The following is a 25829-nucleotide window of genomic DNA, read 5'->3' as shown; positions in this document are numbered from 1 at the left end:
AGACTCCGGCGCCGTTGCGGCTCGCCGAACAACTCGACGCAATCCCAGTGCCGCCCGTCACAGGCGGCCTGCGGAGCCTTCGCCTTCCCCCAGAAGCCATTCCCTGACCGTAGGAGCACTGTCTAGGAGTCCGCTGACCCGGATGCCTTCGTCTCGGGAAGTCACCCGCGGCAGCGGGGTGAAGTCGTCGGGGAGAAGGTCCAGCAGGCTCATCACATGGGTTCCCGCGCGCAGCGTGATCAACAGCTCGCACCGTAGTTGCTGCGGAACGGCTGGGCGAAGGAGAGTGCTGTTCCAGAGGGCCGGCCACAGGTAGTGGGCACCGTCGGGCGCCGCATTCGCCCTCACCCACCCCGGGTCCAACCGCTGGTTGAGGCTGAGCTCACCCGCCCGCTCCTCCAGCCTGAGCAGTGAGGCCGTATCGATGACCTTCACCTCACGGGGCACCGGTGGATCTGGGCTCATGGCCCCATGCTGCCCGACCCCTCCCCATGCCGGAACGCCGGCCCGGCGAGGAGTGAGGCGCCCTCCGTCACACGATTGCGGCACGCTGCGCGTGCAGTTCGGAGCGAACGAGTTCCAGGAGACGGCCGGTCCAGTTGCGGCCGCGGCCGGCGCTGTCGCCCCAGAAGGCGGAATCGGCATCGTCGTAGAGGAGCGTGGCGTCGGCCGCCAGCTTGCGGGCGGCGTATGCGGTATCCGCCACTGCAATGGCGGATCGCGCCGTGGGATCGGCGACCGACAGAGCCCAATAAGCTGTGCGACCGACGAGTAGGTGACGCTGTTGATGTCGACGGGCGCGGGGTAGTCGCTGCGCAGCGCCACCTCGCCGGGTTCCTCGACACGCTGCCGCGGGTACGAGTGGGACAGGTGGATCGCCGGTGCGTGCGGCGTCGCCGGTCCGTCCGCAGGCGGCTCGCCGAAGCGCCGCGAGGCCAGGCCGTGGGCCGACGCCTCGGCGCCCTCCGGGAGGTCGGTGGCCACCCAGCCGCAGCGCAGCTTCTGCTCGAACTCGTCGAGGGTGACCAGGCCCCAGCAGTCGATGAGCCCGTCGGCTCCGCCGCCGAGGACACCCGTCCGTCGCGAGACGGGAGGCCCCCCGTCGCGGGACGGCATTGAGGAACTCCTGACGTCCAGCAGCGAGGCGTAGGGGATCGACCTGAGGCCCGAGACGTACTGGTCGACCCCGTAGCGGTCCGGGCCCTCGGCGTCCGCCGAGAGGCGGCCCTTGGAGTTGAACGGGGAGATCAGGAAGGTGATGCCGCTCGTCGTCTTGTTGAACCAGCGGGCCGAACTGATGTAACGGGGCCTTCGCGTCACGTTGATGATGTTGTTGTTGTGGCGGATCCTCCCATGGTGCAGGACGTATTCGTTGCAGGAGGTGGCCGAGCAGTCGAAGAACCTCTCCGACTTCTGACGCCACGAGAAGATCGGGTTGACGAACTTCGGGTCGATCTTTCCGCGGTCCCCCCTCACGAAGATGACGCTCATGTATGTCGAGACGAGGTCGTACTGCGCGTCCGTGGGGATCTGGACCACCCGCTCGGTGGTGAAGTCCGTTCCCGCGGCCATCCAGGCGCCTTCCGGGATGACGGAACCGGTGTCGATGGTCCGGGCCGCCGTGGGCTCGACGTGGACTTCCGTGTCGGCCCCGCCCTCGGTGTCCGCCCGCCATTCGCTCCGGTCGAGCCCGGTCTTCTTCGCGTCGAAGCGGGACTCCCGCCCCCACACCCAGTAGATGCTGTTGGCGATGTAACCGGGAACGGCCCCCTCGTTCTTCACGTGGAGCGTCACCGGAAGATAGGTCAGGGGGAGTTCCGGATCCGGTTTCGGCGTCCCGAAGGTCGCCTCGACCTTGACGTGGACGAGTGCCGCGTGGGGCTGGTAGACCGCCGAGTAGGCGAAATTGGCGGAGGCCAGCAGGACGGTGGCGGCCACGCCCGCCGTGAAGCTCTTCGGATAGGGGATCCCCTTCCAGGCCCGTGCCCGCCAGACCGTCCACGCCGCCCACAGCGACCAGGCCGAGAGGGCGAGGAACACCGGTAGGTACGGCGTCCACTCCCTCTCCTGGAACCACACGGCCAGCAGCAGGCCCTGGGTCGCCACCGCGATGAACACGCCCGCCACCACCACCGCGCCCGAGTACCGCAGGGTCCGCTTCCCCCAGAAGTCACACGCCGAGGCCGCCGCGACTGCCTGCACGGCTCCCGCGAGCACGAGCAGCACTCCGGTCAGACGTCCTGAGAAGGTCAGTCCCCCGAGCGCGTCCACGATGCCGATGTCGGCGAGCAGGAGCGCGGAGACGAGCAGCCCGGCGGCCAGCAGCGCGGTCGTGGCGCGCCGGCGGACCGCGTGGTCGGGCCAGGAGTTGCTGTCCGCCCCGCGCCAGGACACGGCCGCCCGGTCCTCCAGGTCCGTGTCGCCCGGAAGCCCCGCGCGGCGCAGCTGCCTGCGCAGATCACGCCGCGACCAGGCGCTGCCCGCCGGTGCGCCGTCGACGGTGACCTGGCGCAGACCGCGTTCGTCGGGTGCCTGCACCACCACCCTGCGCCTGGTCATGCACCCAGGTTCCCGGCCCCGCCCGGGCAGTGCATCCGGGGTTACTCCGATCGCCCCTGCGGCCGGCCGGGATACGCCCCGGCGCCGCCTCCCCGGGCCCCGTCCGGGCGGCCCGGACAGGACCTAGATGTCGCGGAAGATCTCGATCTGGGCGCCGACCGAGTTGAGGCGTTCGGCCAGTTCCTCGTAGCCGCGGTTGATGACGTAGACGTTGCGCAGGACCGAGGTGCCCTCGGCGGCCATCATGGCCAGGAGGACGACCACCGCCGGGCGCAGGGCGGGGGGACACATCATTTCCGCCGCGCGCCAGCGGGTGGGTCCCTCGACCAGGACGCGGTGGGGGTCCAGGAGCTGGAGGCGGCCGCCGAGCCGGTTGAGGTCGGTCAGGTAGATGGCCCGGTTGTCGTACACCCAGTCGTGGATCAGCGTCTGGCCCTGGGCGGCGGCGGCGATGGCCGCGAAGAACGGGACGTTGTCGATGTTCAGCCCGGGGAACGGCATCGGGTGGATCTTGTCGATGGGGGCTTCGAGCTTCGACGGGCGGACCGTCAGGTCGACCAGGCGGGTGCGGCCGTTGTCGGCGGTGTACTCCGCGGAGCGGTCGTGGTCGAGGCCCATCTCCTCCAGGACCGCCAGCTCGATCTCCATGAACTCGATCGGCACCCGGCGGATGGTCAGTTCGGACTCGGTGACCACTGCCGCGGCCAGCAGGCTCATCGCCTCGACCGGGTCCTCGGAGGGGGAGTAGTCCACGTCGACGTCGATGGTGGGGACGCCGTGGACGGTGAGGGTGGTGGTGCCGATGCCCTCGACCTTGACGCCCAGGGTCTCCAGGAAGAAACAGAGGTCCTGGACCATGTAGTTGGAGGAGGCGTTGCGGATGACGGAGACACCGTCGTGCCGGGCGGCGGCCAGCAGCGCGTTCTCGGTGACCGTGTCCCCGCGCTCGGTCAGGACGATCGGGCGGTCCGGGGAGACTCCGGCGGCGACCTGGGCGTGGTAGATGCCCTCGGTCGCGGTGATCTCCAGGCCGAAGCGGCGCAGGGCGATCATGTGGGGCTCGATGGTGCGGGTCCCGAGGTCGCAGCCGCCGGCGTACGGCAGCCGGAACTGGTCCATCCGGTGCAGCAGCGGACCCAGGAACATGATGATGCTGCGCGTCCGGCGGGCCGCGTCCGCGTCCATGGCGTCCATGTCGAGGCGGGCCGGAGGAACGATCTCCAGGTCCACGCCTTCGTTGATCCAGCGGGTGCGCACACCGATGGAGTTCAGGACTTCGAGGAGGCGGTAGACCTCCTCGATGCGGGCGACCCGCCGCAGCACGGTGCGGCCCTTGTTGAGCAACGAGGCGCAGAGGAGTGCGACGCACGCGTTCTTGCTCGTCTTGACGTCGATGGCACCGGAGAGACGGCGGCCGCCGACGACCCGCAGGTGCATGGGTCCGGCGTAGCCCAGAGAGACGATTTCGCTGTCGAGGGCTTCACCGATGCGAGCGATCATCTCAAGGCTGATGTTCTGGTTGCCGCGTTCGATCCGGTTGACGGCGCTCTGGCTGGTGCCGAGTGCTTCGGCAAGCTGACTCTGTGTCCAGCCCCGGTGCTGCCGGGCGTCACGGATGAGCTTGCCGATGCGTACGAGGTAGTCGTCTGCCATGGGTGCACCGTATCTCAGATATGAGATGGGGGCCGAACGGGGTGTGGCGGACGGGTGTTACCCACCGTGGCGCGGGGGCCGACCGGCGCCGGGGCGGGGGGCCGGCCGGCTGACCCCGGGTCAACCGGCGGGCGGCGGCCCGGCCGCCGCCCGCCCGGTGTCCGCGGGCCCGCTCAGTGTCCGCAGGCGTGGTGCCGGTCGCCGTGGACCGCCGCGTACGCCGCCGGGCGCGGGGCCGACCGCGCCCGTTCGGCTCGGGCCGAAGCCGCCCGGCCCGCCGCGGACTCCGTGTCGTGCACGACGCGCCCGCCGACCAGGGTCATACGTACTCCCATGTCGCTTATGTCGGCCACAGGGCAGCGGGTCACGTCCCGGTCCAGCAGTACCAGGTCGGCGGCCTTGCCCGTCTCCACCGTGCCGGTCAGCTGCTCCTGGCGCAACTGCCAGGCGGTGCCCGAGGTGTGCATCCGCAGGGCCGAGTCCCGGCTCAGGCCCTCCAGCTCCCGGTACAGCTCGCCCTCGCCGAAGGCGCCCTGCCGGTCGATCGCCGTCCGCAGCTGGTTCCACACCTGCAGGACGTCCACCGGCCAGTCGGAGCCGCCCGTGAGCCGCGCGCCCGCCTTCTCGATGCTCCGTGCCGGGTACATCCAACGGTGGCGGCGGGGCCCGATGTAGGGCAGCAGCGCCTCCATCGTCCAGGTGTCGCGCGATGCCCACTGGAGCTGCATGCACACGGCGACACCGAGCCGGGCGAAACGGGGCAGGTCGGTCGGATCCACTATCTGGAGATGGGCGATCGCATTGCGCGCGTCCCGATGCCCCGTCACCCGACTGGCGTACTCGTACCCGTCCAAAGCGGTACGGACCGCCCGGTCGCCGAGGCCGTGGGCGTGCATCTGCCAGCCGGCCGTGTTGAAGGCCGCCGTCAGCCGGCCGTAGTCCGCCGCCGAGGTGTACAGCTCGCCCCGGTTGGCGGTCGGTCTGCCCGCTCCGTCCAGGTACGGCTCCAGCAGCGCCGCCGTCTGCGCCGGGTACTCGATGACCCCGTCCAGGAACACCTTGACCATCCCAAACCGCAGCCCCCGTACCCCCTCGAACTCCCGCCGCAGCCCCCGCGCGTACGCCAGCGAGGCCGCCGGGTCCTTCGCCTGCTCCGCCTCCAGCCGGATGGCGGGCACGATCCGCTGCGGCAGCTTCCCCGCCGCCGACAGCGCCCGGTACAGCTCCAGCTCGTGCCGGCCGACCAGTGCGTCCATCATGGTCGTCACCCCCGAAGCCGCCGCCAGCTCCAGCACCTTCGCGCAGGCCGCCACCAGGTCGGCCGCGGACGGCTCCGGGACGTGCCGCTTCACCAGGGCCTGCGCGTCGTCCTTGAGCACGCCCGTCGGCTGCCCGTCGGGCCCCTTGACCACCTTGCCGCCGACCGGGTCGGGGGTGGCCGCCGTGATCCCGGCGATGTCGAGGGCCCGCTGGTTGGCCCAGAGGTTGTGCCCGTCACCGCCGACCAGGACGACGGGGCGCCGCGTCGGCAGCGCGTCCAGCATCGTGTGGTGCGGGCTGGTCCCCGAGGGCAGCAGCCCGACCGGGTTCCAGTCCTCCACGACCAGCCAGCCGTCGGGCTCCGCCGCCGCCCCGCCGGTGTCCGCGAGGAACCCGGTCAGCAGGGCGGTGAGTTCCGCCACGGTGGTCTCCGCGCTCGCCAGCGAGGGGCGCAGGGACCGTTCGCCGGCGCCGAGCGGGTGGACGTGCCCGTCGTGGATCCCGCTCATGACGGTGTTGCCGCGGGCGTCGACCACCTCGGTGTCCCGGCCCGCGTGCCGGCGTACGGAGGCGCTCGAACCGGTGGCCAGGATCTTGCCGTCCCGGCCCACCGCGACGGCCTCCACCGGCGCGCCGCCCGACCGGCCCGTGTACACCCGGGCGTTGTGGAACACCAGCGCGGCGGAGCCCCGGCCCCCGGAGGAGCCGGGGGCGGCGGCCGAAGCCGTACCCGCGCCCAGCAGCGTGGCCGCCGAAGCGGCTCCGGCGGACGCGAGGAGTCCTCGCCGGGACAGGGGGGAAGGGGTCATGGCCACTCCAGACGTCGGTGGGGCGGAGTCGGTACGTGGCGTGGACACTGGGTGATTAACCCGTTAACCGGAACCCGCCCCGGGCGACGGATTCCGCACCCCGCCACCCCCTCGCCGCGCCCCGCCACACCTGCGCCGCCCCCGCTCCGGCCCGCGCCCCGCAGGCGCCCGCCCGCACCCCTGCCCCCGCCCGCACCCCTGCCCCCGCCCGCACCCCCGCCCGTACGATGGCCTCGTGCCCGGCCCCGGACCGACCATCGCCGACATCGCGCGCGCCGCGGAGGTCTCCACCGCGACCGTCTCCCACGCCCTCAACGGCACCGGACGCCTCGCCGACGGCACGCGCCGCCGCGTCCGCGAGGTGGCGGCCGGCCTCGGGTACGGCTCCCGGCGCGGCCCCCGCACCCGCACCCTCGGCCTCGCGGTGACCACGTACGCCGGCTCCGCCTGGGACTTCGCGGGGATCGCCTACTTCTCCCGGCTGCTCACCTCCGCGACCTCCGCCGCGCACGCCCACGGCTACGCCCTGACGACGCTGCCCGCGGACCGGGGCGGCGAGCCGCTGTGGCACACCCTCGCCGTCGACGGGATGCTGCTGCTCGACAGCCCGGCCGGGGACCCGGTGCTGCGCGCCCTGCGGGCCCGCGGCATGCCGCTGGTCTTCGACGGCCGCCCGGCGGACCCGTGGCCCTCGGACACATGGGTGGACAACGACCACGCGAGCACGACCCGAGACGTGCTCGACCACCTCGCGACCTCCGGCGCCCGGCGCATCGCGCTGCACTCCGGATACGGGCGGGAGTTCTACACCGGGGCCGTCACGTCCGCCTACGAACAGTGGTGCGCGCAGCGCGGTGCGGACCCGCTGGTGATTCCCTTCGATCCGGACGACGGTGCAGGTCACGCCTTCGACGGGGCCTTCGGCGGGCCCGCCCGGCCCGACGCCGTCTACTGCGTCTACGACCCCGGCGGCCGCCAGGCGCTGGCGGCCGCCGCGCGCCACGGCATCCGTACGCCGCACGACCTGCTGCTGGTCTGCGCCAGCGAGGATCCGGCGTACGCCCGCAATGACCCGCCCGTGACCACCGTCACCCTGGATCCGGAGCGGATCGCGGTCCGGGCGGTGTCCGCGCTGGTGGCGCTGATCGAATCCGGGCAAGCGGAATCGCCCGGCCAGCTGACCGTGGAGGCAGGGCTGAGGGTGCGCACCTCGTCCCTTCCCCCGGACATGTACTAGAGTTATCTCGACATCGAGATATCTGCCGAAGGCGTACCGCAGCCGCCCCCGCTGGTAAGGGTTACCTAACTTAGCCCGACCTTAGCGGATTGGCCATGGGGCGTGGCGGCAGGATGCGGTTATACGCGCGAAATCATGCATGAAGGAGACTGTCGTGTCGGCGAACAGCTTCGACGCCCGCAGCACGCTGCAGGTGGGCGACGAGTCGTACGAGATCTTCCGGCTGGACAAGGTCGAGGGCGCGGCCCGCCTTCCCTACAGCCTGAAGGTCCTGCTGGAGAACCTGCTCCGTACCGAGGACGGCGCGAACATCACCGCCGACCACATCCGGTCCCTCGGCAACTGGGACTCGCAGGCGCAGCCCAGCGAGGAGATCCAGTTCACGCCGGCCCGCGTGATCATGCAGGACTTCACCGGCGTCCCCTGCGTCGTCGACCTCGCCACGATGCGCGAGGCCGTGAAGGCCCTCGGCGGCGACCCGTCGAAGATCAACCCGCTGGCCCCGGCCGAGCTGGTCATCGACCACTCGGTCATCGCCGACAAGTTCGGCACGAACGACGCGTTCGCCCAGAACGTGGAGCTGGAGTACGGCCGCAACAAGGAGCGCTACCAGTTCCTGCGCTGGGGCCAGACCGCCTTCGACGAGTTCAAGGTCGTCCCCCCGGGCACCGGCATCGTCCACCAGGTCAACATCGAGCACCTGGCCCGCACGGTCATGGTCCGAAACGGCCAGGCCTACCCCGACACCCTCGTCGGCACCGACTCGCACACCACCATGGTCAACGGCCTGGGCGTGCTGGGCTGGGGCGTCGGCGGCATCGAGGCCGAGGCCGCGATGCTCGGCCAGCCGGTCTCCATGCTGATCCCGCGCGTCGTGGGCTTCAAGCTGACCGGCGAGCTGCCGACCGGCACCACCGCCACCGACCTCGTGCTGACCATCACCGAGATGCTGCGCAAGCACGGCGTCGTCGGCAAGTTCGTCGAGTTCTACGGTGAGGGCGTCGCCGCCACCTCCCTCGCGAACCGCGCCACCATCGGCAACATGTCGCCGGAGTTCGGCTCGACCGCCGCGATCTTCCCGATCGACGACGAGACGCTGAAGTACCTGCGCCTGACCGGCCGCGACGCCCAGCAGGTCGCGCTCGTCGAGGCGTACGCCAAGGAGCAGGGCCTGTGGCTGGACCCGGCCGCCGAGCCCGACTTCTCCGAGAAGCTCGAGCTCGACCTCTCGACGGTCGTCCCCTCCATCGCCGGCCCGAAGCGCCCGCAGGACCGCATCGTCCTCGCGAACGCCGCCGAGCAGTTCGCCGTCGACGTGCGCAACTACGTCAGCGACGACGAGGAGGCCGGCAAGGAGTCCTTCCCGGCGTCCGACGCCCCGGCCTCCGCCGACGGCATCCCGACCAAGCCGACCCTGGTCACGCTGGCCGACGGCACCTCGTTCGAGATCGACCACGGCGCCGTCACCGTCGCCGCGATCACCTCCTGCACCAACACCTCGAACCCCTACGTCATGGTCGCCGCGGCGCTCGTGGCGAAGAAGGCGGCCGAGAAGGGCCTGACCCGCAAGCCGTGGGTCAAGACCACCCTGGCCCCGGGTTCGAAGGTCGTCACCGACTACTTCGACAAGGCCGGCCTGACCCCGTACCTGGACAAGCTGGGCTTCAACCTGGTCGGCTACGGCTGCACCACCTGCATCGGCAACTCCGGTCCGCTGGACGAGGAGATCTCGAAGGCGATCAACGAGGCCGACCTCGCGGTCACCTCGGTGCTCTCGGGCAACCGCAACTTCGAGGGCCGCATCAACCCCGACGTCAAGATGAACTACCTGGCCTCCCCGCCGCTGGTCGTCGCGTACGCCATCGCGGGCTCCATGAAGGTGGACATCACCAAGGACGCCATCGGCATCGACACCGAGGGCAAGCCGGTCTACCTCCAGGACATCTGGCCCTCCGAGGCCGAGGTCAACGACGTCGTGGCGAACGCCATCGGCGAGGACATGTTCAACAAGTCCTACCAGGACGTCTTCGCGGGCGACGCCCAGTGGCAGGCGCTGTCCATCCCGACCGGCAACACGTTCGAGTGGGACCCGCAGTCCACCTACGTCCGCAAGCCCCCGTACTTCGAGGGCATGACGATGGAGACCACCCCGGTCTCCGACATCGCCGGCGCCCGCGTGCTGGCGAAGCTGGGCGACTCGGTCACCACCGACCACATCTCCCCGGCCGGTGCGATCAAGGCCGACACCCCGGCCGGCAAGTACCTCACGGAGCACGGTGTCGAGCGCCGCGACTTCAACTCCTACGGTTCCCGCCGCGGCAACCACGAGGTCATGATCCGCGGTACGTTCGCCAACATCCGCCTGCGCAACCAGATCGCGCCGGGCACCGAGGGCGGCTTCACCCGCGACTTCACGCAGGCCGACGCGCCGGTCTCCTTCATCTACGACGCCTCGCAGAACTACCAGGCCGCCGGCGTCCCGCTGGTGATCCTGGCGGGCAAGGAGTACGGCTCGGGCTCGTCCCGTGACTGGGCGGCCAAGGGCACTGCGCTCCTCGGCGTCAAGGCCGTCATCGCCGAGTCCTACGAGCGCATCCACCGCTCGAACCTGATCGGCATGGGCGTGCTCCCGCTGCAGTTCCCCGAGGGCGCCTCGGCGGCCGCGCTGGGCCTCACCGGCGAGGAGACCTTCTCCTTCACCGGCGTGGAGGAGCTGAACAACGGCACCACCCCGCGCACCGTCAAGGTGACCACCGACACCGGCGTGGAGTTCGACGCGGTCGTGCGCATCGACACCCCCGGTGAGGCGGACTACTACCGCAACGGCGGCATCATGCAGTACGTGCTCCGCAACCTGATCCGCGGCTAGTCACCCGGACGCCGAGCGGCACCCGAGGGCCGTATCCCCGAAAGGGGGTACGGCCCTTCCGCTTGTCCCGACCGTCGGGTATCGGCCAGCCAGGTGACGGTGAGGTCTCAACTCGGAAAAGCCGGGGCAGATACTTGTGCACGATCTTGCTCACCCGAGCGGAAGTGGACTATACCTGTGGCCGTCCGGGCCACCGCGAGATGAGCGGCCCCGGACGGGGGGACGGTGGGGACCTGCGGCGATGCCGCGTGCACGGCATCCGCCGTGTGTTCCTTCCTCCTTCACACCCCTGACGAAGGCGAGGACTTGAGCATGGGATCCACCTCCGCCCACGGCGAGAACAGCACCGGTGAGGGCCTCGGCCGCCGGGACCTGATCAAGCGCTCCGCGGCACTCGGCCTGATCGCCGTCCCGACGATGAGCTTCCTTTCCGCCTGCGCCTCCGGCGGCGACACCACGACGAAGGGTCCCGCGAAGGGGGCCGTCTCCAAGGACAACCCCTTCGGCGTACCCAAGGGCGGCAAGATGGACGTCGTCGTCTTCAAGGGCGGCTTCGGCGACGACTACGCCAAGGCGTGGGAAGCCGCCTTCGACAAGAAGTGGGGCACCACCAGCTCCCACCTGGGCACCCAGGAGATCACCGGCAAGCTCCAGCCGCGCTTCAACGGCGGCAACCCGCCGGACGTCATCGACGACTCGGGCGCCCAGCAGATCAAGGTCGACGTCCTCGCCAAGGGCGGCCAGCTCGCCGACCTCACCCAGGTCCTCGACGCGCCCTCGCTGGACGACCCGTCCAAGAAGGTGCGGGACATGCTGATCCCGGGCACCGTCGAACAGGGCACCCAGGGCGGCAAGTTCGTCGCCCTGTACTACGTCTACACCGTGTTCGGCTTCTGGTACTCCGGCAAGCTCTTCAAGGAGAAGGGCTGGAGCGAGCCCAAGACCTGGGACGAGTTCCTGGCCGTCTGCACGAAGGCCAAGGAAGCCGGCATCGGCGGCCTCGCCCACCAGGGGAAGTACCCGTACTACATCAACGTCGTCATCATGGACCTGATCGCCAAGAAGGGCGGCCTGGACGCGATGAAGGCGATCGACAACCTCGAACCGAACGCCTTCGAGGGCAACCCCGCCGCCCTCGCGGCGGTCGAAGCGGTGTACGAGGTCGTGGAGAAGGGCCTGCTGATGCCGGGCACCAACGGCCTCACCCACACGGAGTCCCAGACCGCCTGGAACCAGTACAAGGCCGCCTTCATCCCCTCCGGATCCTGGCTGGAGAACGAGCAGCTCAAGCAGACCCCGGAGGACTTCGACATGAAGTTCCTGCCGGTGCCGGTGCTCGCCGACAGCAAGCTGCCCTTCGAGGCCATCCGGGCCGGGGCGGGCGAGCCCTTCATCGTCCCCGAGAAGGCCGCCAACAAGGCCGGCGGCCTGGAGTTCCTGCGCTCGATGCTGTCACGCGAATGGTCGACCACCTTCGCCCAGCAGGCCAACTCCCTCACCGTCGTCAAGGACGGCGTGGACCCCGGGGTCAAGCTGCGCCCGGGCACGCAGTCCGCGGTGGCGGCGGTCAAGGCGGCCGGGACCAACACCTTCAACTACCTGTACCCCGACTGGTACAGCGAGATGGACACCGAGATCCAGAACGCGTCCAATGAGCTGATGGCCCAGCGGATCCAGCCCAAGGAATGGATCAAGCGGGCCCAGGCTGCGGTAGACAAGGCTGCCAAGGACCCGAACGCGAAGAACAACCGCCGCAGCTGACGTCACGGACGGGACGGACACCATGAGCCACGTTGCCCGCGGCACAGGACGGGGCGGTTTCATCACCGGCTTCCTGATCCTGCCGCTCGCGCTGTACCTGACCTTCGTCATCTGGCCCTACATCCAGACGTTCGGCTATTCCTTCACCAACTGGTCGGGCCAGTCGCCGACGTTCCGGTTCGTCGGCCTGGACAACTACGCGGCGCTGATGAAGGATGAGGTCTTCCGCGGCGCCCTGTGGCACAACCTGCTGCTCCTGGTGTTCGTCCCGGTGATCACCATCCTGCTCGCGCTGTTCTTCGCCTTCATGGTGAACGCGGGCGGCCGCAGCGGCGCGGGCGGGGTGCGGGGTGTGCGCGGTTCGGGCCTCTACAAGATCGTCTACTTCTTCCCGCAGGTCCTTTCCCTCGCCATCCTCGCCGTGCTCTTCGGCGCCGTGTACCGCAGCGACGCCGGCGGCCTGCTCAACGGCTTCCTCACCCGGCTCGGCCTCGTCGACCCGGCCCACCCCGTCGAATGGCTGAACGAGCCGAACCTGGTGCTGTGGTGCCTGCTCATGGTGGTCGTCTGGCACGGAGTCGGCTTCTACCTGGTGCTCTTCTCCGCCGCCATGCAGTCCATCCCGAAGGACATCTACGAGGCCGCGCTGCTGGACGGGGCCGGGCGGGCCCAGACCTTCTTCAAGGTCACCCTGCCCCTGCTGTGGGACTCGGTACAGACCTCCGCCGTGTACCTGGGCATCGCCGCGATGGACATGTTCGTCCTGGTGTCCACCATGACCTCGGGCCAGTTCGGCGGCGGCCCCGACCACCACAGCGAGGTCATGGCGACCGTGCTGATGCGCAACTTCCTCTACTTCGGCAAGAGCGGATACGCCTGCGCCATGGGCGTGGTCATGCTCGTCCTGACCATGATCCTTTCCATCGTCACGCTGCGCGCCACCCGCCGCGAGCGCATCGAGTTCTGAGCGGGAGACACCGATGACCACAGTGATCAAGGCTCCCGGAGAGCCCGCCGCCGAGCGGCCCGGCGGCGGCCGCCCCGCCAAGGAGGGCGGCAAGGGCCCCTCCGACGGCATGGTGCTCAACGTCTTCTCGCACGGGTTCCTGGCCGTCTGGGCGATACTGATCGTCCTGCCCCTGATCTGGCTCGCGCTCGGCTCGTTCAAGACCGACTCGCAGATCGGCGGCTCGGCCCTCAGCTGGCCCTCCCACTGGCACTTCGACGCCTTCTCCCGTGCCTGGGACAAGGGCATCGGCGACTACTTCGCCCACACGCTGATCGTGCTGGTGTTCTCCGTCCCGCTGACCATGCTGCTCGGGTCGATGGCGGCGTACGTACTGGCCCGCTACCCCTTCCCGGGGAACCGGATCCTCTACTACTTCTTCGTCAGCGGGGCGATGTTCCCCGTCTTCCTGGCGCTCGTCCCGCTGTTCTTCATGGTCAAGCGCCTCGACATGCTCAACACGTACCAGGGTCTGATCCTCGTGTACGTGGCGTACTCGATGCCGTTCACCGTCTTCTTCATGCACTCGTTCTTCCGGACGCTGCCGACGGCGGTCCACGAGGCGGCGGTGATCGACGGGGCCTCCGACACCCGGATCTTCTTCCAGGTGATGCTGCCGATGGCCAAGCCCGGCCTGATCAGCGTGGGGATATTCAATGTCCTGGGCCAGTGGAACCAGTACATCCTGCCCTCCGTGCTGATGCAGCCCCAGAGCGGATCGGACCCCGAGCGCTACATGCTCACCCAGGGCCTGATCCAGCTCCAGTACCAGATGGGCTACGAGACGGACCTGCCGGTGCTGTTCGCCGGCGTGACCCTCGCGATGATCCCGATGCTGGTGGTCTACCTCTCCTTCCAGCGCCAGATCCAGGCCGGCCTGACCTCCGCCACCCTCAAGTAGGACCGCCCCCGGCCCGGGCCGCCCCCGCCCCCGGACCGCCCTCGCCCGGGGTCCGTCATACGATATGGACGACCTTCTTTACTCCTATATAGCCGATAGTGGCCGTTTCGTGCTGTGTCAGCCTCTTGACGTCTGAGGGGCCAAAGGCTCGACTTAAGGTTCACAAGTTGGAGAGACGCCGGTGTCTCGGAGCACTCAGCCCTGATCGCCGGCCGGGGGGCGACGGCCGGCCGTCGCTTATGGGCAGGAGTGGATGAGTCGTGCAGACTCCGGGATCGCAGTCGTCGCTGCATCGCGCGAACCTCGAACGCGTCGTGCGGGCCGTCCGGCTCGCGGGTTCACTGACGCAGGCGGAGATCGCCCGCGCCACCGGACTGTCGGCGGCCACGGTCTCCAACATCGTCCGCGAGCTCAAGGAAGGCGGGACCGTCGAGGTCACCGACACCTCGGCGGGCGGCCGAAGGGCCCGCAGCGTCTCGCTCAGCGGGGACGCGGGCATCGTGATCGGCGTGGACTTCGGCCACACCCACCTGCGGGTGGCCGTGGGCAACCTCGCCCACCAGGTGCTCGCCGAGGACTCCGAGCCGCTGGACGTGGACGCCTCCTGGACCGAGGGCTTCGACCGCGCGGAGGCGCTGGTCGGACGGCTGATCGCGGGCATCGGGGTGGGCCGCGACAAGGTCATCGGCGTCGGCCTCGGCGTCCCCGGCCCCATCGACGTCGAGTCCGGCACGCTCGGCTCCACCGCGATCCTGCCGGGCTGGGCCGGGATCAACCCGCGCCAGGAGCTGTCCAGCCGTTTGGGCGTGCCCGTGTACGTGGACAACGACGCGAACCTGGGCGCCCTCGGCGAGCTGGTCTGGGGCAGCGGCCGGGGGGTCAAGGACCTCGCCTACATCAAGGTCGCCAGCGGTGTCGGTTCCGGCCTGGTGATCAACGGTCAGATCTACCGGGGACCCGGGGGCACGGCGGGCGAGATCGGCCACATCACCCTCGACGAATCGGGTCCGGTCTGCCGTTGCGGCAACCGCGGCTGCCTGGAGACCTTCACCGCCGCTCGCTACGTCCTGCCCCTCCTCCAGGGCAGCCACGGACCGGAGTTGACGATGGATCGGGTCGTCGAGCTGGCCCGCGAGGGCGACCCCGGGTGCCGTCGCGTCATCACCGACGTCGGCCGTCACATCGGCAGCGGCGTGGCCAGCCTGTGCAACCTGCTGAACCCCAGCCGGGTGGTGCTCGGCGGGTCGCTCGCCGAAGCGGGTGAACTCGTCCTGGCCCCCATCCGTGAATCAGTGGGGAGGTACGCGATCCCCAGCGCGGCCCGCCAGCTGTCGGTGCTCACGGGCTCCCTGGGCGGTCGCGCGGAGGTGCTCGGCGCGCTGGCGCTGGTACTGAGCGAGATGGGCGATTCGACGCTTTTGGCGGAAAATGGAATCGGAGTACGGGCTCCCGCCCTGATGTCTTCAGTTAGATAACGGATGGCACCGTTGTCATCTCGTTAAGGATTCACTCCTTGACGGCAAACTGCGGCCGGGGTTGACTCGCATCCACCTCGGCCGCACTGTCGCGGCCTCGTCAGGGAGGTTCAACCAATGAACACTCGTATGCGCAGAGCCGCTGTTGCCGTGGCCGCCGGCGCGATGGCCGTTTCCCTCGCCGCATGTGGGAGCGCGAAGGAGTCCGGCGACAAGACGAAGGAGTCGGGCGCGGCCAAGGGCGACGCGATAACCGTCGGCCTGCTCCTTCCGGAGAACCAGACGGCCCGTTACGAGAAGTTCGACAAGCCGCTCATCGAGAAGAAGGTCGCCGACCTCACCGGCGGCAAGGCCAAGGTCGTCTACGCCAACGCCAAGCAGGACGCGACCACGCAGAACTCGCAGGTCGACACGATGATCACCAACAAGGTGGACGTCCTGATCGTCGACGCGGTCGACGCCAAGGCCATCGCCGGCTCGGTCAAGAAGGCCAAGGACGCCGGCATCCCGGTCGTCGCCTACGACCGCCTCGCCGAAGGCCCGATCGACGCCTACACCTCCTTCGACAACGAAGAGGTCGGCAAGGTCCAGGGCAAGGCGCTGCTCGACGCGCTGGGCGACAAGGCCAAGGACGGCCAGATCGTCATGATGAACGGCTCCGTCACCGACCCGAACGCCGCCCTGTTCAAGAAGGGCGCGCACTCCGTCCTCGACGGCAAGGTGAACATCGGCAAGGAGTACGACACCAAGGAGTGGAAGCCGGAGAACGCCAACACCAACATGGCGGGCGCGCTCTCGGCGCTCGGCAAGGACAAGGTGATCGGCGTCTACTCCGCCAACGACGGCATGGCCGGCGGCATCATCACCGCCCTCAAGGCGGCCGGCCTGTCCCCCCTGCCCCCCGTGACCGGCCAGGACGCGGAGCTCGCCGGTGTGCAGCGCATCGTGGCGGGTGAGCAGTTCATGAGCGTCTACAAGCCGTACGCGCCGGAGGCCTCGGCCGCCGCCGAGATGGCCGTCGCCCTCGCCAAGCACGAGAAGATCGACGGCATCGTCAACCAGAACGTCGACAGCCCGACCACCAAGGGCGTCCCGTCCGTGCTGATCCCGGTCGTCTCGCTCACCAAGGCCAACATCAAGGACACCGTCGTCAAGGACGGCGTCTACACGGCCGACGAGATCTGCACCGACAAGTACGCGGCCGCCTGCGCCGCCGTCGGCCTGAAGTAAAGAGCCCCGAACGGCCGGCCCGAGTGGCCGGCCCGAAGGCCCGTCGACCCGAAAGGGACGACCCACGCCTGTCCGGCGCCCCGCCCCCTTTCCCCGCCAACCGCGGGGCGCCGGTACAGAAACGTTTTTCCCGCAATTCGGGGGCCTCGGCCCCCACAGCCCCATTCGCGTTCCTGCTCTTTTGCACGACATCCCCGCCGGTCAGGCGGCGAAGGAGATGGTTCATGTGTCCGCTGCGCCCGTGCTGGCGTTGCGAGGGGTCTCGAAGCGGTTCGGCGCCGTCCAGGCCCTGACCGACGTAGAACTCGAGATCCACTCCGGTGAGGTGGTCGCCCTCGTCGGTGACAACGGCGCCGGCAAGTCCACGCTGGTCAAGACGATCGCCGGCGTGCACCCGATCGATGACGGAGTCATCGAGTGGGAGGGCCGCCCGGTCTCCATCAGCAAGCCCCACGACGCCCAGAACCTGGGCATCGCGACGGTCTACCAGGACCTCGCGCTGTGCGACAACATCGACGTCGTCGGCAACCTCTTCCTCGGCCGCGAGCTCAAGCGCCGCGGCATCCTCGACGAGGTGGAGATGGAGCGCCGCGCCCGCGAGCTCCTGACCACCCTGTCCATCCGGATCCCCAGTGTCCGGATCCCCATCGCCTCGCTGTCCGGCGGTCAGCGCCAGACCGTGGCGATCGCCCGTTCGATGCTCGGCGAGCCCAAGCTCGTCATCCTCGACGAGCCGACGGCGGCCCTCGGCGTCGAGCAGACCGCCCAGGTCCTCGACCTGGTGGAGCGGCTGCGCGAGCGCGGCCACGCCGTCATCCTCATCAGCCACAACATGGCCGATGTGAAGGCCGTCGCCGACAAGGTGGCGGTGCTGCGGCTGGGCCGCAACAACGGCGTCTTCAGCGTCGCCGACACCTCGCAGGAAGAGATCATCTCCGCCATCACCGGGGCCACGGACAACGCCGTGACCCGCCGGGCGGCCCGCACCGGGGAGGCCCGCAAGTGAGCACCCAGAACCCTGCCGCCGATCCGCTGGGCAAGGGCCCCGCGGGCCGGACGGAACACGTCGACCCGGTCAACCCGGCCGCCGCGTCCGACGCCATCCCGGCCGTCGACCCCCGCCTGCTCGTCCGCGAGCAGGGCCTGGCCGGCTACCTCAGCGAGTTCGGCCGCAAGATGAAGGCCGGCGACCTCGGCTCCATCCCGGTCGTCCTCGGCCTGATCATCATCTGGGGCATCTTCCAGGGGTTGAACGCGAACTTCCTCTCCCCGGAGAACCTCACCAACATCGCGATCACCATGGTCGCCACCGGCATGATGGCCGTCGGCATCATCTTCGTGCTGCTGCTCGGCGAGATCGACCTCTCGGTCGGCTCGGTCAGCGGCGTCTCGGGCGCGATCGTCGCCGTCCTCGCCGTCACCCACGGCGTGAACGAGTGGCTCGCGATCCTGGCCGCCGTCGCGGGCGGCGCGCTGATCGGCGCCCTCCACGGCTTCTTCTTCGCCCGGATCGGCGCCCCGGCCTTCGCCGTCACCCTGTCGGGCCTGCTGTTCTGGTCCGGCGCGATGCTGCAGATCCTCGGCAGCAACGGCACCATCAACCTCGACTCCGAGGGCGTGGTCGGCCAGTTGACCACGTACTTCTTCACGGACGTGGCCGCCGGCTACGGGCTCGCCGCGGTGGCGGTGGCGGCGTACTTCCTCGCCACCTTCTTCGACAACCGCCGCCGCCAGGCCGCGGGCGTCCCCTCCCGGCCGGTCGGCGAGATCGTGCTGCGCACCGGCGTGCTCGCGGTGTTCACCTTCGGCCCGGCCGCGGTGTTCAACCAGTACAAGGGCCTGCCCCTCGCGGTGGTGCTGTTCCTGGTCGTCCTCGTCGGCACGGACTTCGTGCTGCGCCGCACGACCTTCGGGCGCAACGTCTTCGCGCTCGGCGGCAGCGTCGAGGCCTCCCGGCGCGCGGGCATCAACGTCACCGGCATCCGCATCGCGGTCTTCGCCATCGCCGGCACCTTCGCCGCCGTCGGCGGGCTCTTCTGGGCCTCCAAGATCGCGGCCGCCAACCAGAGCGCCGGCGCCGGCGACCTGCTGATGAACGTGATCGCGGCGGCCGTCATCGGCGGCACCAGCCTCTTCGGCGGCCGGGGCCGGACCTGGAACGCCCTCCTCGGCGTCATGGTCATCACCTCGATCCAGTACGGTCTGGCCCTGGAAGGCATCGCGACGCCGATCCAGTACATGATCACCGGCGCGGTCCTGCTGGCCACCGTGGTCATCGACTCGGTCACCCGCAAGACACAGAAGACGGCGGGACGCGCCTGACGGCAGTGCCGCAGGCGTGACCCGGCGGTAAGAACCGTCACAGTGCCCGGTGCCACTCTTCGTGGCGCCGGGCACACGTGCGTACATGTGTGCGTACGCCTGTGCGGGTATGCGCCCGTTTGGGATGTGTGATTTCCCGGGGGTGTGTACAGGTATGACAAAGGCGCGTGGCCGTCCCGGTACCGCCCGATGATGCTCGTCGCGAGCGGAACATTAGACTCGACAGACCAGCAAGCAACTGCAAGGAGGCACGGGTGCTGCTGACCCGCATCAAGGGACCGCGCGATCTGGACCGGCTCAGCCAGGAGGAGCTCTCCCAGCTCGCCGACGAGATCAGGTCCTTCCTCGTCGACGCCGTCTCCAAGACCGGCGGGCACCTCGGCCCCAACCTCGGCGTGGTCGAACTGACGATCGCCCTGCACCGGGTCTTCGACTCGCCCAAGGACAAGGTCCTCTTCGACACCGGCCACCAGGCCTACGTCCACAAGCTGCTCACGGGCCGCCAGGACTTCGGCGGCCTGCGCACCAAGGGCGGCCTGTCCGGCTACCCCTCGCGCGCCGAGTCCGAGCACGACGTGATCGAGAACTCGCACGCCTCCACGGTGCTGGGCTGGGCCGACGGCCTCGCCAAGGCCAACGAGGTGCTCCGGCGCGAGGACCACCACGTCGCCGCCGTCATCGGCGACGGCGCCCTGACCGGCGGCATGGCCTGGGAGGCGCTGAACAACATCGCCGCCGCCAAGGACCGCCCGCTCGTCATCGTCGTCAACGACAACGAGCGCTCCTACGGCCCCACCATCGGCGGCCTCGCCAACCACCTGGCCACCCTGCGCACCACGGACGGCTACGAGCGCTTCCTCGCCCGCGGCAAGGAGCTCCTGGAGCGCACTCCGGTCGTCGGCAAGCCGCTCTTCGAGACCCTGCACGGCGCCAAGAAGGGCCTCAAGGACTTCATCGCCCCGCAGGGCATGTTCGAGGACCTCGGACTCAAGTACATCGGCCCCATCGACGGCCACGACATCGAGGCCCTGGAATCGGCCCTCCAGCGCGCCAAGCGGTTCAGCGGCCCGGTCATCGTGCACTGCCTCACCCAGAAGGGCCGCGGTTACACCCCGGCGCTGGAGCACGAGGCGGACCGCTTCCACGCGGTCGGTGTGATCCACCCGGACACCGGCCTGCCCGTGAAGACCGCCGCCGCCAGCTGGACCTCCGTCTTCGCCGACGAGATGGTCAAGCTCGGCCACGAACGCGAGGACATCGTCGGCATCACCGCCGCCATGCTCCACCCGGTCGGCCTCAACAAGTTCGCCGAGGCCTTCCCGGACCGCATCTACGACGTCGGCATCGCCGAGCAGCACGCCGCGACGTCCGCGGCCGGCCTCGCCACCGGCGGCGTCCACCCCGTCTTCGCGGTCTACGCGACCTTCCTCAACCGCGCCTTCGACCAGGTCCTGATGGACGTGGCCCTGCACAAGTGCGGGGTCACCTTCGTCCTGGACCGTGCGGGCGTCACCGGCGACGACGGCGCCTCGCACAACGGCATGTGGGACATGTCCATCCTCCAGGTCGTCCCGGGCCTGCGCCTCGCCGCCCCGCGCGACGCCGAGCAGCTGCGCGCGCAGCTGCGCGAGGCCGTCGACGTCAAGGACGCGCCGACCGTCGTGCGCTACTCCAAGGGCGTCGTCGGCCCCGCCGTCCCCGCCGTCGGCCGGATCGGCGGCATGGACGTGCTGCGCGCCCCCGCGCCGGAGGTCACCCGGCCGGACGTACTGCTCGTCTCGGTGGGCGCCCTCGCCCCCATGTGCCTGGAGATCGCCGCCCTGCTCGACAAGCAGGGCATCTCCACCACCGTGGTCGACCCGCGCTGGGTCAAGCCCGTGGACGAGGCGTTGGCCCCGCTCGCCGAGCAGCACCGCGTGGTCGTCACCGTCGAGGACAACGGCCGTACCGGCGGTGTGGGCGCCGCCGTCTCGCAGGCCCTGCGCGACGCGGGTGTCGACGTACCGCTGCGCGACTTCGGCATCCCGCAGCGCTTCCTCGACCACGCGCTGCGCAAGGAGATCCTGGCCGAGATCGGGCTCACCGCGCCCGATATCGCCCGGCAGGTCACCGGCCTGGTGGCCAAGTTGGACGGCCGCTACGACAGCGCACCGGCCGCCACCGTCGACTGACGGACCGGCCGCGCGCGGTTGCGTGTGACGGGCCGGGAGATCACCCTTGAGGGGGTGGGCCTCCCGGCCCGTTCTCGTGTGCCTCGTCACCAGCCGGAGGTGCGTCGGTGAGCAGGAACCTGAAAAGCCCCTTCCGGACGAAGACGGTGGAGCAGTCCATCCGCGACACGGAGGAGCCGGAACACGCGCTCCGCAAGTCGCTCTCCGCCTGGGACCTGACGGTCTTCGGGGTCGGCGTCATCATCGGCACCGGCATCTTCGTCCTCACGGGCATCGCGGCGCGCAACAACGCCGGACCCGCCACCGCCCTCGCCTTCGTCGCGGCGGGCATCGTCTGCGCCCTCGCGGCACTGTGCTACGCGGAGTTCGCCTCCACCGTGCCGGTGGCCGGTTCGGCGTACACCTTCTCCTACGCCTCGATCGGCGAGCTGCCCGCCTGGATCATCGGCTGGGACCTCGTACTGGAGTTCGCTCTCGGTACCGCCGTCGTGGCCGTCGGCTGGTCCGGGTACGTGCGCCACCTGCTGAGCACCAACCTCGGCTGGGACCTCCCCGCAGCCCTGTCGGGGCCCGACGGGGGAGGCACCTTCGACCTGTTGGCCTTCCTGCTGGTCCTGGTACTGACCGCGATCCTGGTCGTGGGGACGAAGCTGTCGGCCCGGATCACCGCGATCGTCGTCGCCATCAAGGTGACGGTGGTGCTGCTCGTCATCGTCGCCGGCCTGTTCTTCATCAAGGCGGACAACTACAAGCCGTTCATCCCGCCGGCCCAGGAGCAGCCCCCGGGCAGCGGCTGGAAGGCGCCCCTGGTGCAGCTGATCTTCGGCTACGCCCCCACCAACTTCGGCGTCATGGGCATCTTCACCGCGGCCTCCCTCGTCTTCTTCGCCTTCATCGGCTTCGACGTGGTGGCCACCGCGGCGGAGGAGACCAAGAACCCCCAGCGGGACATGCCGCGCGGCATCCTCGGTTCGCTGATCATCTGCACGGTGCTCTACGTCGCCGTGACGCTGGTGGTCACCGGCATGCAGAAGTACACGCAGATGTCGGCCACCGCCCCGCTCGCCGAAGCCTTCAAGTCGGTGAACCAGCCCTTCTTCTCGGGCGCCATCAGCCTCGGGGCGTCCGTCGGCCTGATCACGGTGTGCATGATCCTGCTGCTCGGCCAGACCCGTGTGTTCTTCGCGATGAGCCGTGACGGACTGCTGCCCCGCTTCTTCTCCGTCACCCACCCGAAGTACCGCACGCCCTACCGGGCGACCATCACGCTCGGCGTGATCATCGCCGTCGTCGCGGGCTTCACGAGCCTGGAGAAGCTCGCCGAACTGGTCAACATCGGCACGCTGTTCGCATTCGTGGTCGTCGCCCTCGGCGTGATCGTCCTGCGCCGCACCCGTCCGGACCTGCACCGGTCGTTCCGGACGCCGTGGGTGCCGCTGGTGCCCATCCTGTCGATCGCCGCGTCCGTGTGGCTGATGCTCAACCTGCCCGCCGAGACCTGGCTGCGGTTCGGCGTCTGGATGGTCATCGGCTTCGTCGTCTACTTCCTGTACAGCCGCCGCAACAGCCGCCTCGCCCGCGCCGGCCAGGACGCGAAGTTCTAGGTCCTGTCCTGGTCGTCTGATCGTCTGATCGGCGAAGGGCGCGGGCGCGGCAGCCGGTTCAGCCCTTGGCGGGGGAGTCCTTCGCCGAAGCGGGGATCTTCTGGTCCGCGCGCAGGGCGTCCCACAGCTGGGAGGCCTGGGGCTGGGCGACGACCACCCGGTTCCGGTCGACCTTGTCGTAGTCGACCGGCAGCATGATGGTCTCCATCGTGGCCGGGTCGACGCCCTTCATGCTCTGCGCGAAGTCGGCCAGGGCGGTCAGCGAGGCGAGCTGGGAGTCGGTGGTGAGCGACTTGGTGCCGGCGTCCGCCAGCTTGTAGAGCCGAGCCGGGTTGCCGAGGGCGTCCTGGTTCTTCATCTCGGCCAGCATCGCCAGCATGAACTTCTGCTGGAGGCCTATGCGTCCGAGGTCGCTGCCGTCGCCGTAGCCGTAGCGGGTACGGACGAACTTGAGGGAATCGGTGCCGTTCAGCCGGTGGGTGCCCGCGTCCAGCTTGAGGCCGCCCTTGGCTCCGCTCATCGGCTTGTCGAGGGTGACGGTGACCCCGCCGAGGGCGTCCACGAGGTCCTTGAAGCCGGCGAAGTCCACCTCGACGAAGTGGTCCACGCGGATCCCGGAGAGCTGTTCGACGGTCTTGACCACGCAGGCCGGGCCGGCCACCGAGTAGACGGAGTTGAACATGACCCGGTTCGCGGCCGGCACGGTGGCCCCGTCCCCGTCCTTGCACTCGGGCCGGCTGATCAGGGTGTCGCGGGGGATGCTGACCGCGGTGGCCCTGGACCGGCCCTCCGGTATGTGGACCAGCATCGCGGTGTCGGAGCGCGCTCCGCTGACGTCGCCGTGGTCCAGGTCCCCGTTGGCGCCGGCCCGTGAATCGGACCCCAGCACCAGGACGTTCTGCGCGTTCTCGACCACCTTGGGCGGCCGGTTGTCCCCGATGGCCCGGTCCAGGTCGACGCTGTCGATGTTGCCGTTGAGGTGGCTGTAGGCCCACCAGCCGGCGCCCGCGGCGCCCAGGACCAGCACGGCGACCACGAGCAGGACGATCCGCAACACTCGGCGCTTGCGCGGGCGTACCCCCCGGTCCGCGGTCCGGCGGCGCCTGCGGGTGGCGGTGTCTTGGGTCATACTGCTCGAATCCTCGGGGGGCCTGGGGCGGATGTCCGAATGCCGCTGCACTATAAGCAGATTTCTAAGTCGAACGGGAGAGCGCTTATCGTCCTCCTGGTCGGTGGTGAAGCGGAAATCCCGGAGTCCGCGAGGCGCCAGGTAAGAGGAGAGGAAGCCGTGGCCCGAGCAACCAGACGCCGTGCCCGACGCGGTGAGACGTCCCGCGAACCCCTGCCGGGTACCGACCCGCGGCCGGGCCGCGCGGCGCCGGTGGCGATCGTCGTGGCCGGCCCCGCGGACGCCGTTCCCCTCATCCGCTCCGAACCGGCCGGCTCCGTGATCGAGGTCGTCTGTCTCGACGGCGGCGGCGACGCCGAACTCCGCGCGTTGGAAGCGGCCGTCACCCAGGCGCGCGGGCGCGGCTGCGCCTTCCCCGGAGAACCGTTCTTCCTCGACGCGGAGGCGGGCAACCTCACCGGCCAGATCCTCGACGCCCTCCACGACATCCGGCCGCTGCGCGTACGGACCCTCGATCCGGATCCCGTTCACGACGGCGTCGACCGCGAACGCAAGCTGCCGGTGGTCAACGAGCCCGAGGCGCGCGGCCGGGTGGCCCGCAGTGCGCTCAGGGCCGCCCGCCGCTACCAGCTGGCCGCCGGCACCCCGGTCTTCGTCGACTGCCGCAGGGCGGGCGCGGAAGCCGGCCTGCCTGCCGAGGCGTCCACGCGCTACCCGCTGCCCACCCGGTGGCTGTCGGCCGGGACGGACGGCCGGCTGTCCGCCTACCTGCCCACGGCCGCCGGCGTGGTCCGCTGGACCGAGGGGGCCACCGAGGCAGAGGGGTGGCGGGGTCCGGAACTGCTCGAAGGCCCGGAACTGATGCCCGGGCTGACCGTGCTACGGGGTCCCGAGGGCTACGCGCACCTGATCGGGCTGAGCCGGACCAAGCGCAGGGAGGGCGGTTTCGCAGTCGAGGTGGTCTGTACGACGCAGTACCAGACGGGCCGTCCGGTCGGCCCCTGGACCTCGATCGGCAACCCCAATGCCGCGAGCTGGCAGAAGGCCCGCGAAGTCGGCTTTCCGGCGGCCACCTTCGACGCCGCGGGCGTCCTGCACCTGTTCGTCCGCAATTTCGGGCACAGCGTCAGCGCGCGGAGGCAGTCGCCCAAGGGGGTCCTGAGCGGCTGGGAAACGCTCGGAGGAATGCGGACCGCCGACGAACTGACCGCCTTCCCGGCCGCCGACGGCGGGGTGCACATGGTGGCAAGGGCGCGTGACGCCCAGGCCGCGGTGCACTGGTACCGGCGGGACGCGGCCTCGGGGTGGGCGGAGGACGGCCGGATCCCGGTGAGCCCGTACCCGGGGAGCCTGTGCGCGGCCCCCGAGGCCGGCCAGGTCCGCTTCCGCTACGCCGGCAGCAACGAGGTCTGCGTCTGGTGGCCGGGCGCGCAGGTGCCGATCGGCCTCGGCGGGCCGGACGGGGTCGGCCCGGTCGGCGGGGTGGCCGGCGCCGACATCCAGGGGTGGGGCTGCACGGTCCTCGTGCGCGGCGGCGCCGGGGGAGTGACGGCCATCGGCGCGCACCCGGACGGGCGGCCCGACACGGGCGTGTGGTGGGCGGAGTCCGGAGAACCCTCTTTGGTTCCACCGGCGGCCGCATTCGATCGCCGGGGCCGTGTGGTGATCGCCACAGTCGGAAGGGACGGAAGGCTGCGTGTCGCCCGCCAGCAACTGGGATCCTCTGGCCTGGAGTTCACTCGCTGGGACGTTCAATAAGAGGTGTTCTGGTGGTTCACACGGGGTTTGGTGACTTCAGTTGTCATCTTGCGCTCTGGCTGGTGTCACATGTGACTTGTTATGG

The 25829-nt window shown here is 69.9% G+C and carries 16 protein-coding genes; 12 read left to right on the top strand and 4 right to left on the bottom strand.

The genetic code is table 11. The annotated features are described in order from the left end of the window. Positions 1–57 precede the first annotated feature (57 nt). From OG861_RS07705 to OG861_RS07695, 3 genes are all read right to left on the bottom strand, one after another. Entirely contained in the window at positions 58–2559 is a 2502-nt protein-coding gene (locus OG861_RS07705; RefSeq protein WP_330261565.1) for a DUF7638 domain-containing protein, read from the bottom strand. Between the two features lie 123 nt (positions 2560–2682). After that, positions 2683–4212: a helix-turn-helix domain-containing protein gene (locus OG861_RS07700; protein ID WP_329199199.1), complete on the bottom strand. Its 1530-nt coding sequence runs from the start codon at positions 4210–4212 to the stop codon at positions 2683–2685. A 173-nt stretch (positions 4213–4385) separates the two neighbouring features. Then, a complete protein-coding gene (locus tag OG861_RS07695) occupies positions 4386–6281 on the bottom strand; it encodes an amidohydrolase (protein ID WP_330261564.1) in 1896 nt (631 codons plus the stop codon). 235 nt (positions 6282–6516) lie between these two features. Between OG861_RS07695 and OG861_RS07690 the strand changes: the two genes are divergently transcribed. The 11 genes from OG861_RS07690 (at position 6517) to OG861_RS07640 (ending at position 22857) form a co-directional block, all read left to right on the top strand. Continuing rightward, positions 6517–7518: a LacI family DNA-binding transcriptional regulator gene (locus OG861_RS07690; RefSeq protein WP_330261563.1), complete on the top strand. Its 1002-nt coding sequence runs from the start codon at positions 6517–6519 to the stop codon at positions 7516–7518. Positions 7519–7672: 154 nt separating this feature from the next. Continuing rightward, on the top strand, positions 7673–10387 hold the full coding sequence (gene acnA, locus OG861_RS07685) for an aconitate hydratase AcnA (RefSeq protein WP_329199204.1): 2715 nt from the start codon (positions 7673–7675) through the stop codon (positions 10385–10387). Positions 10388–10699: 312 nt separating this feature from the next. Then, the gene (ngcE, locus tag OG861_RS07680) at positions 10700–12148 is read left to right on the top strand and encodes an N-acetylglucosamine/diacetylchitobiose ABC transporter substrate-binding protein (protein WP_330261562.1); all 1449 of its coding nucleotides are present in this window, start codon (positions 10700–10702) and stop codon (positions 12146–12148) included. Between the two features lie 22 nt (positions 12149–12170). Then, the gene (locus OG861_RS07675; RefSeq protein WP_329199208.1) at positions 12171–13115 is read left to right on the top strand and encodes a carbohydrate ABC transporter permease; all 945 of its coding nucleotides are present in this window, start codon (positions 12171–12173) and stop codon (positions 13113–13115) included. Positions 13116–13128: 13 nt separating this feature from the next. Next, complete coding sequence (locus OG861_RS07670) at positions 13129–14055, top strand: carbohydrate ABC transporter permease (RefSeq protein WP_329199210.1); 927 nt, start codon at positions 13129–13131, stop codon at positions 14053–14055. Positions 14056–14315: 260 nt separating this feature from the next. Beyond that, positions 14316–15530, top strand: a complete 1215-nt coding sequence (locus tag OG861_RS07665; protein ID WP_329199212.1) for an ROK family transcriptional regulator — start codon at positions 14316–14318, stop codon at positions 15528–15530. A gap of 117 nt (positions 15531–15647) precedes the next feature. After that, positions 15648–16760: a sugar ABC transporter substrate-binding protein gene (locus OG861_RS07660; RefSeq protein WP_330261561.1), complete on the top strand. Its 1113-nt coding sequence runs from the start codon at positions 15648–15650 to the stop codon at positions 16758–16760. Between the two features lie 217 nt (positions 16761–16977). Beyond that, positions 16978–17766, top strand: coding sequence for an ATP-binding cassette domain-containing protein (locus tag OG861_RS07655; RefSeq protein WP_329199216.1), 789 nt, complete (start codon positions 16978–16980; stop codon positions 17764–17766). 26 nt (positions 17767–17792) lie between these two features. Continuing rightward, positions 17793–19082 (top strand): sugar ABC transporter permease, encoded by a 1290-nt coding sequence (locus tag OG861_RS07650; protein ID WP_443056792.1) that lies wholly within the window; start codon positions 17793–17795, stop codon positions 19080–19082. A 254-nt stretch (positions 19083–19336) separates the two neighbouring features. Then, on the top strand, positions 19337–21253 hold the full coding sequence (dxs, locus tag OG861_RS07645) for a 1-deoxy-D-xylulose-5-phosphate synthase (RefSeq protein WP_330261560.1): 1917 nt from the start codon (positions 19337–19339) through the stop codon (positions 21251–21253). A gap of 107 nt (positions 21254–21360) precedes the next feature. Continuing rightward, positions 21361–22857, top strand: a complete 1497-nt coding sequence (locus tag OG861_RS07640; protein ID WP_329199219.1) for an amino acid permease — start codon at positions 21361–21363, stop codon at positions 22855–22857. Between the two features lie 58 nt (positions 22858–22915). Here OG861_RS07640 and OG861_RS07635 read toward each other — a convergent pair whose 3' ends face one another. After that, positions 22916–23986, bottom strand: a complete 1071-nt coding sequence (locus tag OG861_RS07635; RefSeq protein WP_330261559.1) for an LCP family protein — start codon at positions 23984–23986, stop codon at positions 22916–22918. A gap of 159 nt (positions 23987–24145) precedes the next feature. On the opposite strand from OG861_RS07635, the gene OG861_RS07630 reads away from it, so the two are divergent. Beyond that, on the top strand, positions 24146–25744 hold the full coding sequence (locus tag OG861_RS07630; RefSeq protein WP_330261558.1) for a hypothetical protein: 1599 nt from the start codon (positions 24146–24148) through the stop codon (positions 25742–25744). The last annotated feature ends 85 nt before the right edge of the window (positions 25745–25829 follow it).

Origin of the sequence: Streptomyces sp. NBC_00539 (genome assembly GCF_036346105.1) — a bacterium.
In the GTDB taxonomy this organism is placed as follows: Bacteria; Actinomycetota; Actinomycetes; order Streptomycetales; family Streptomycetaceae; genus Streptomyces.
The sequence above is the reverse complement of the archived record's forward strand: the minus strand, read 5'-3'. Positions and strand labels throughout refer to the sequence as shown.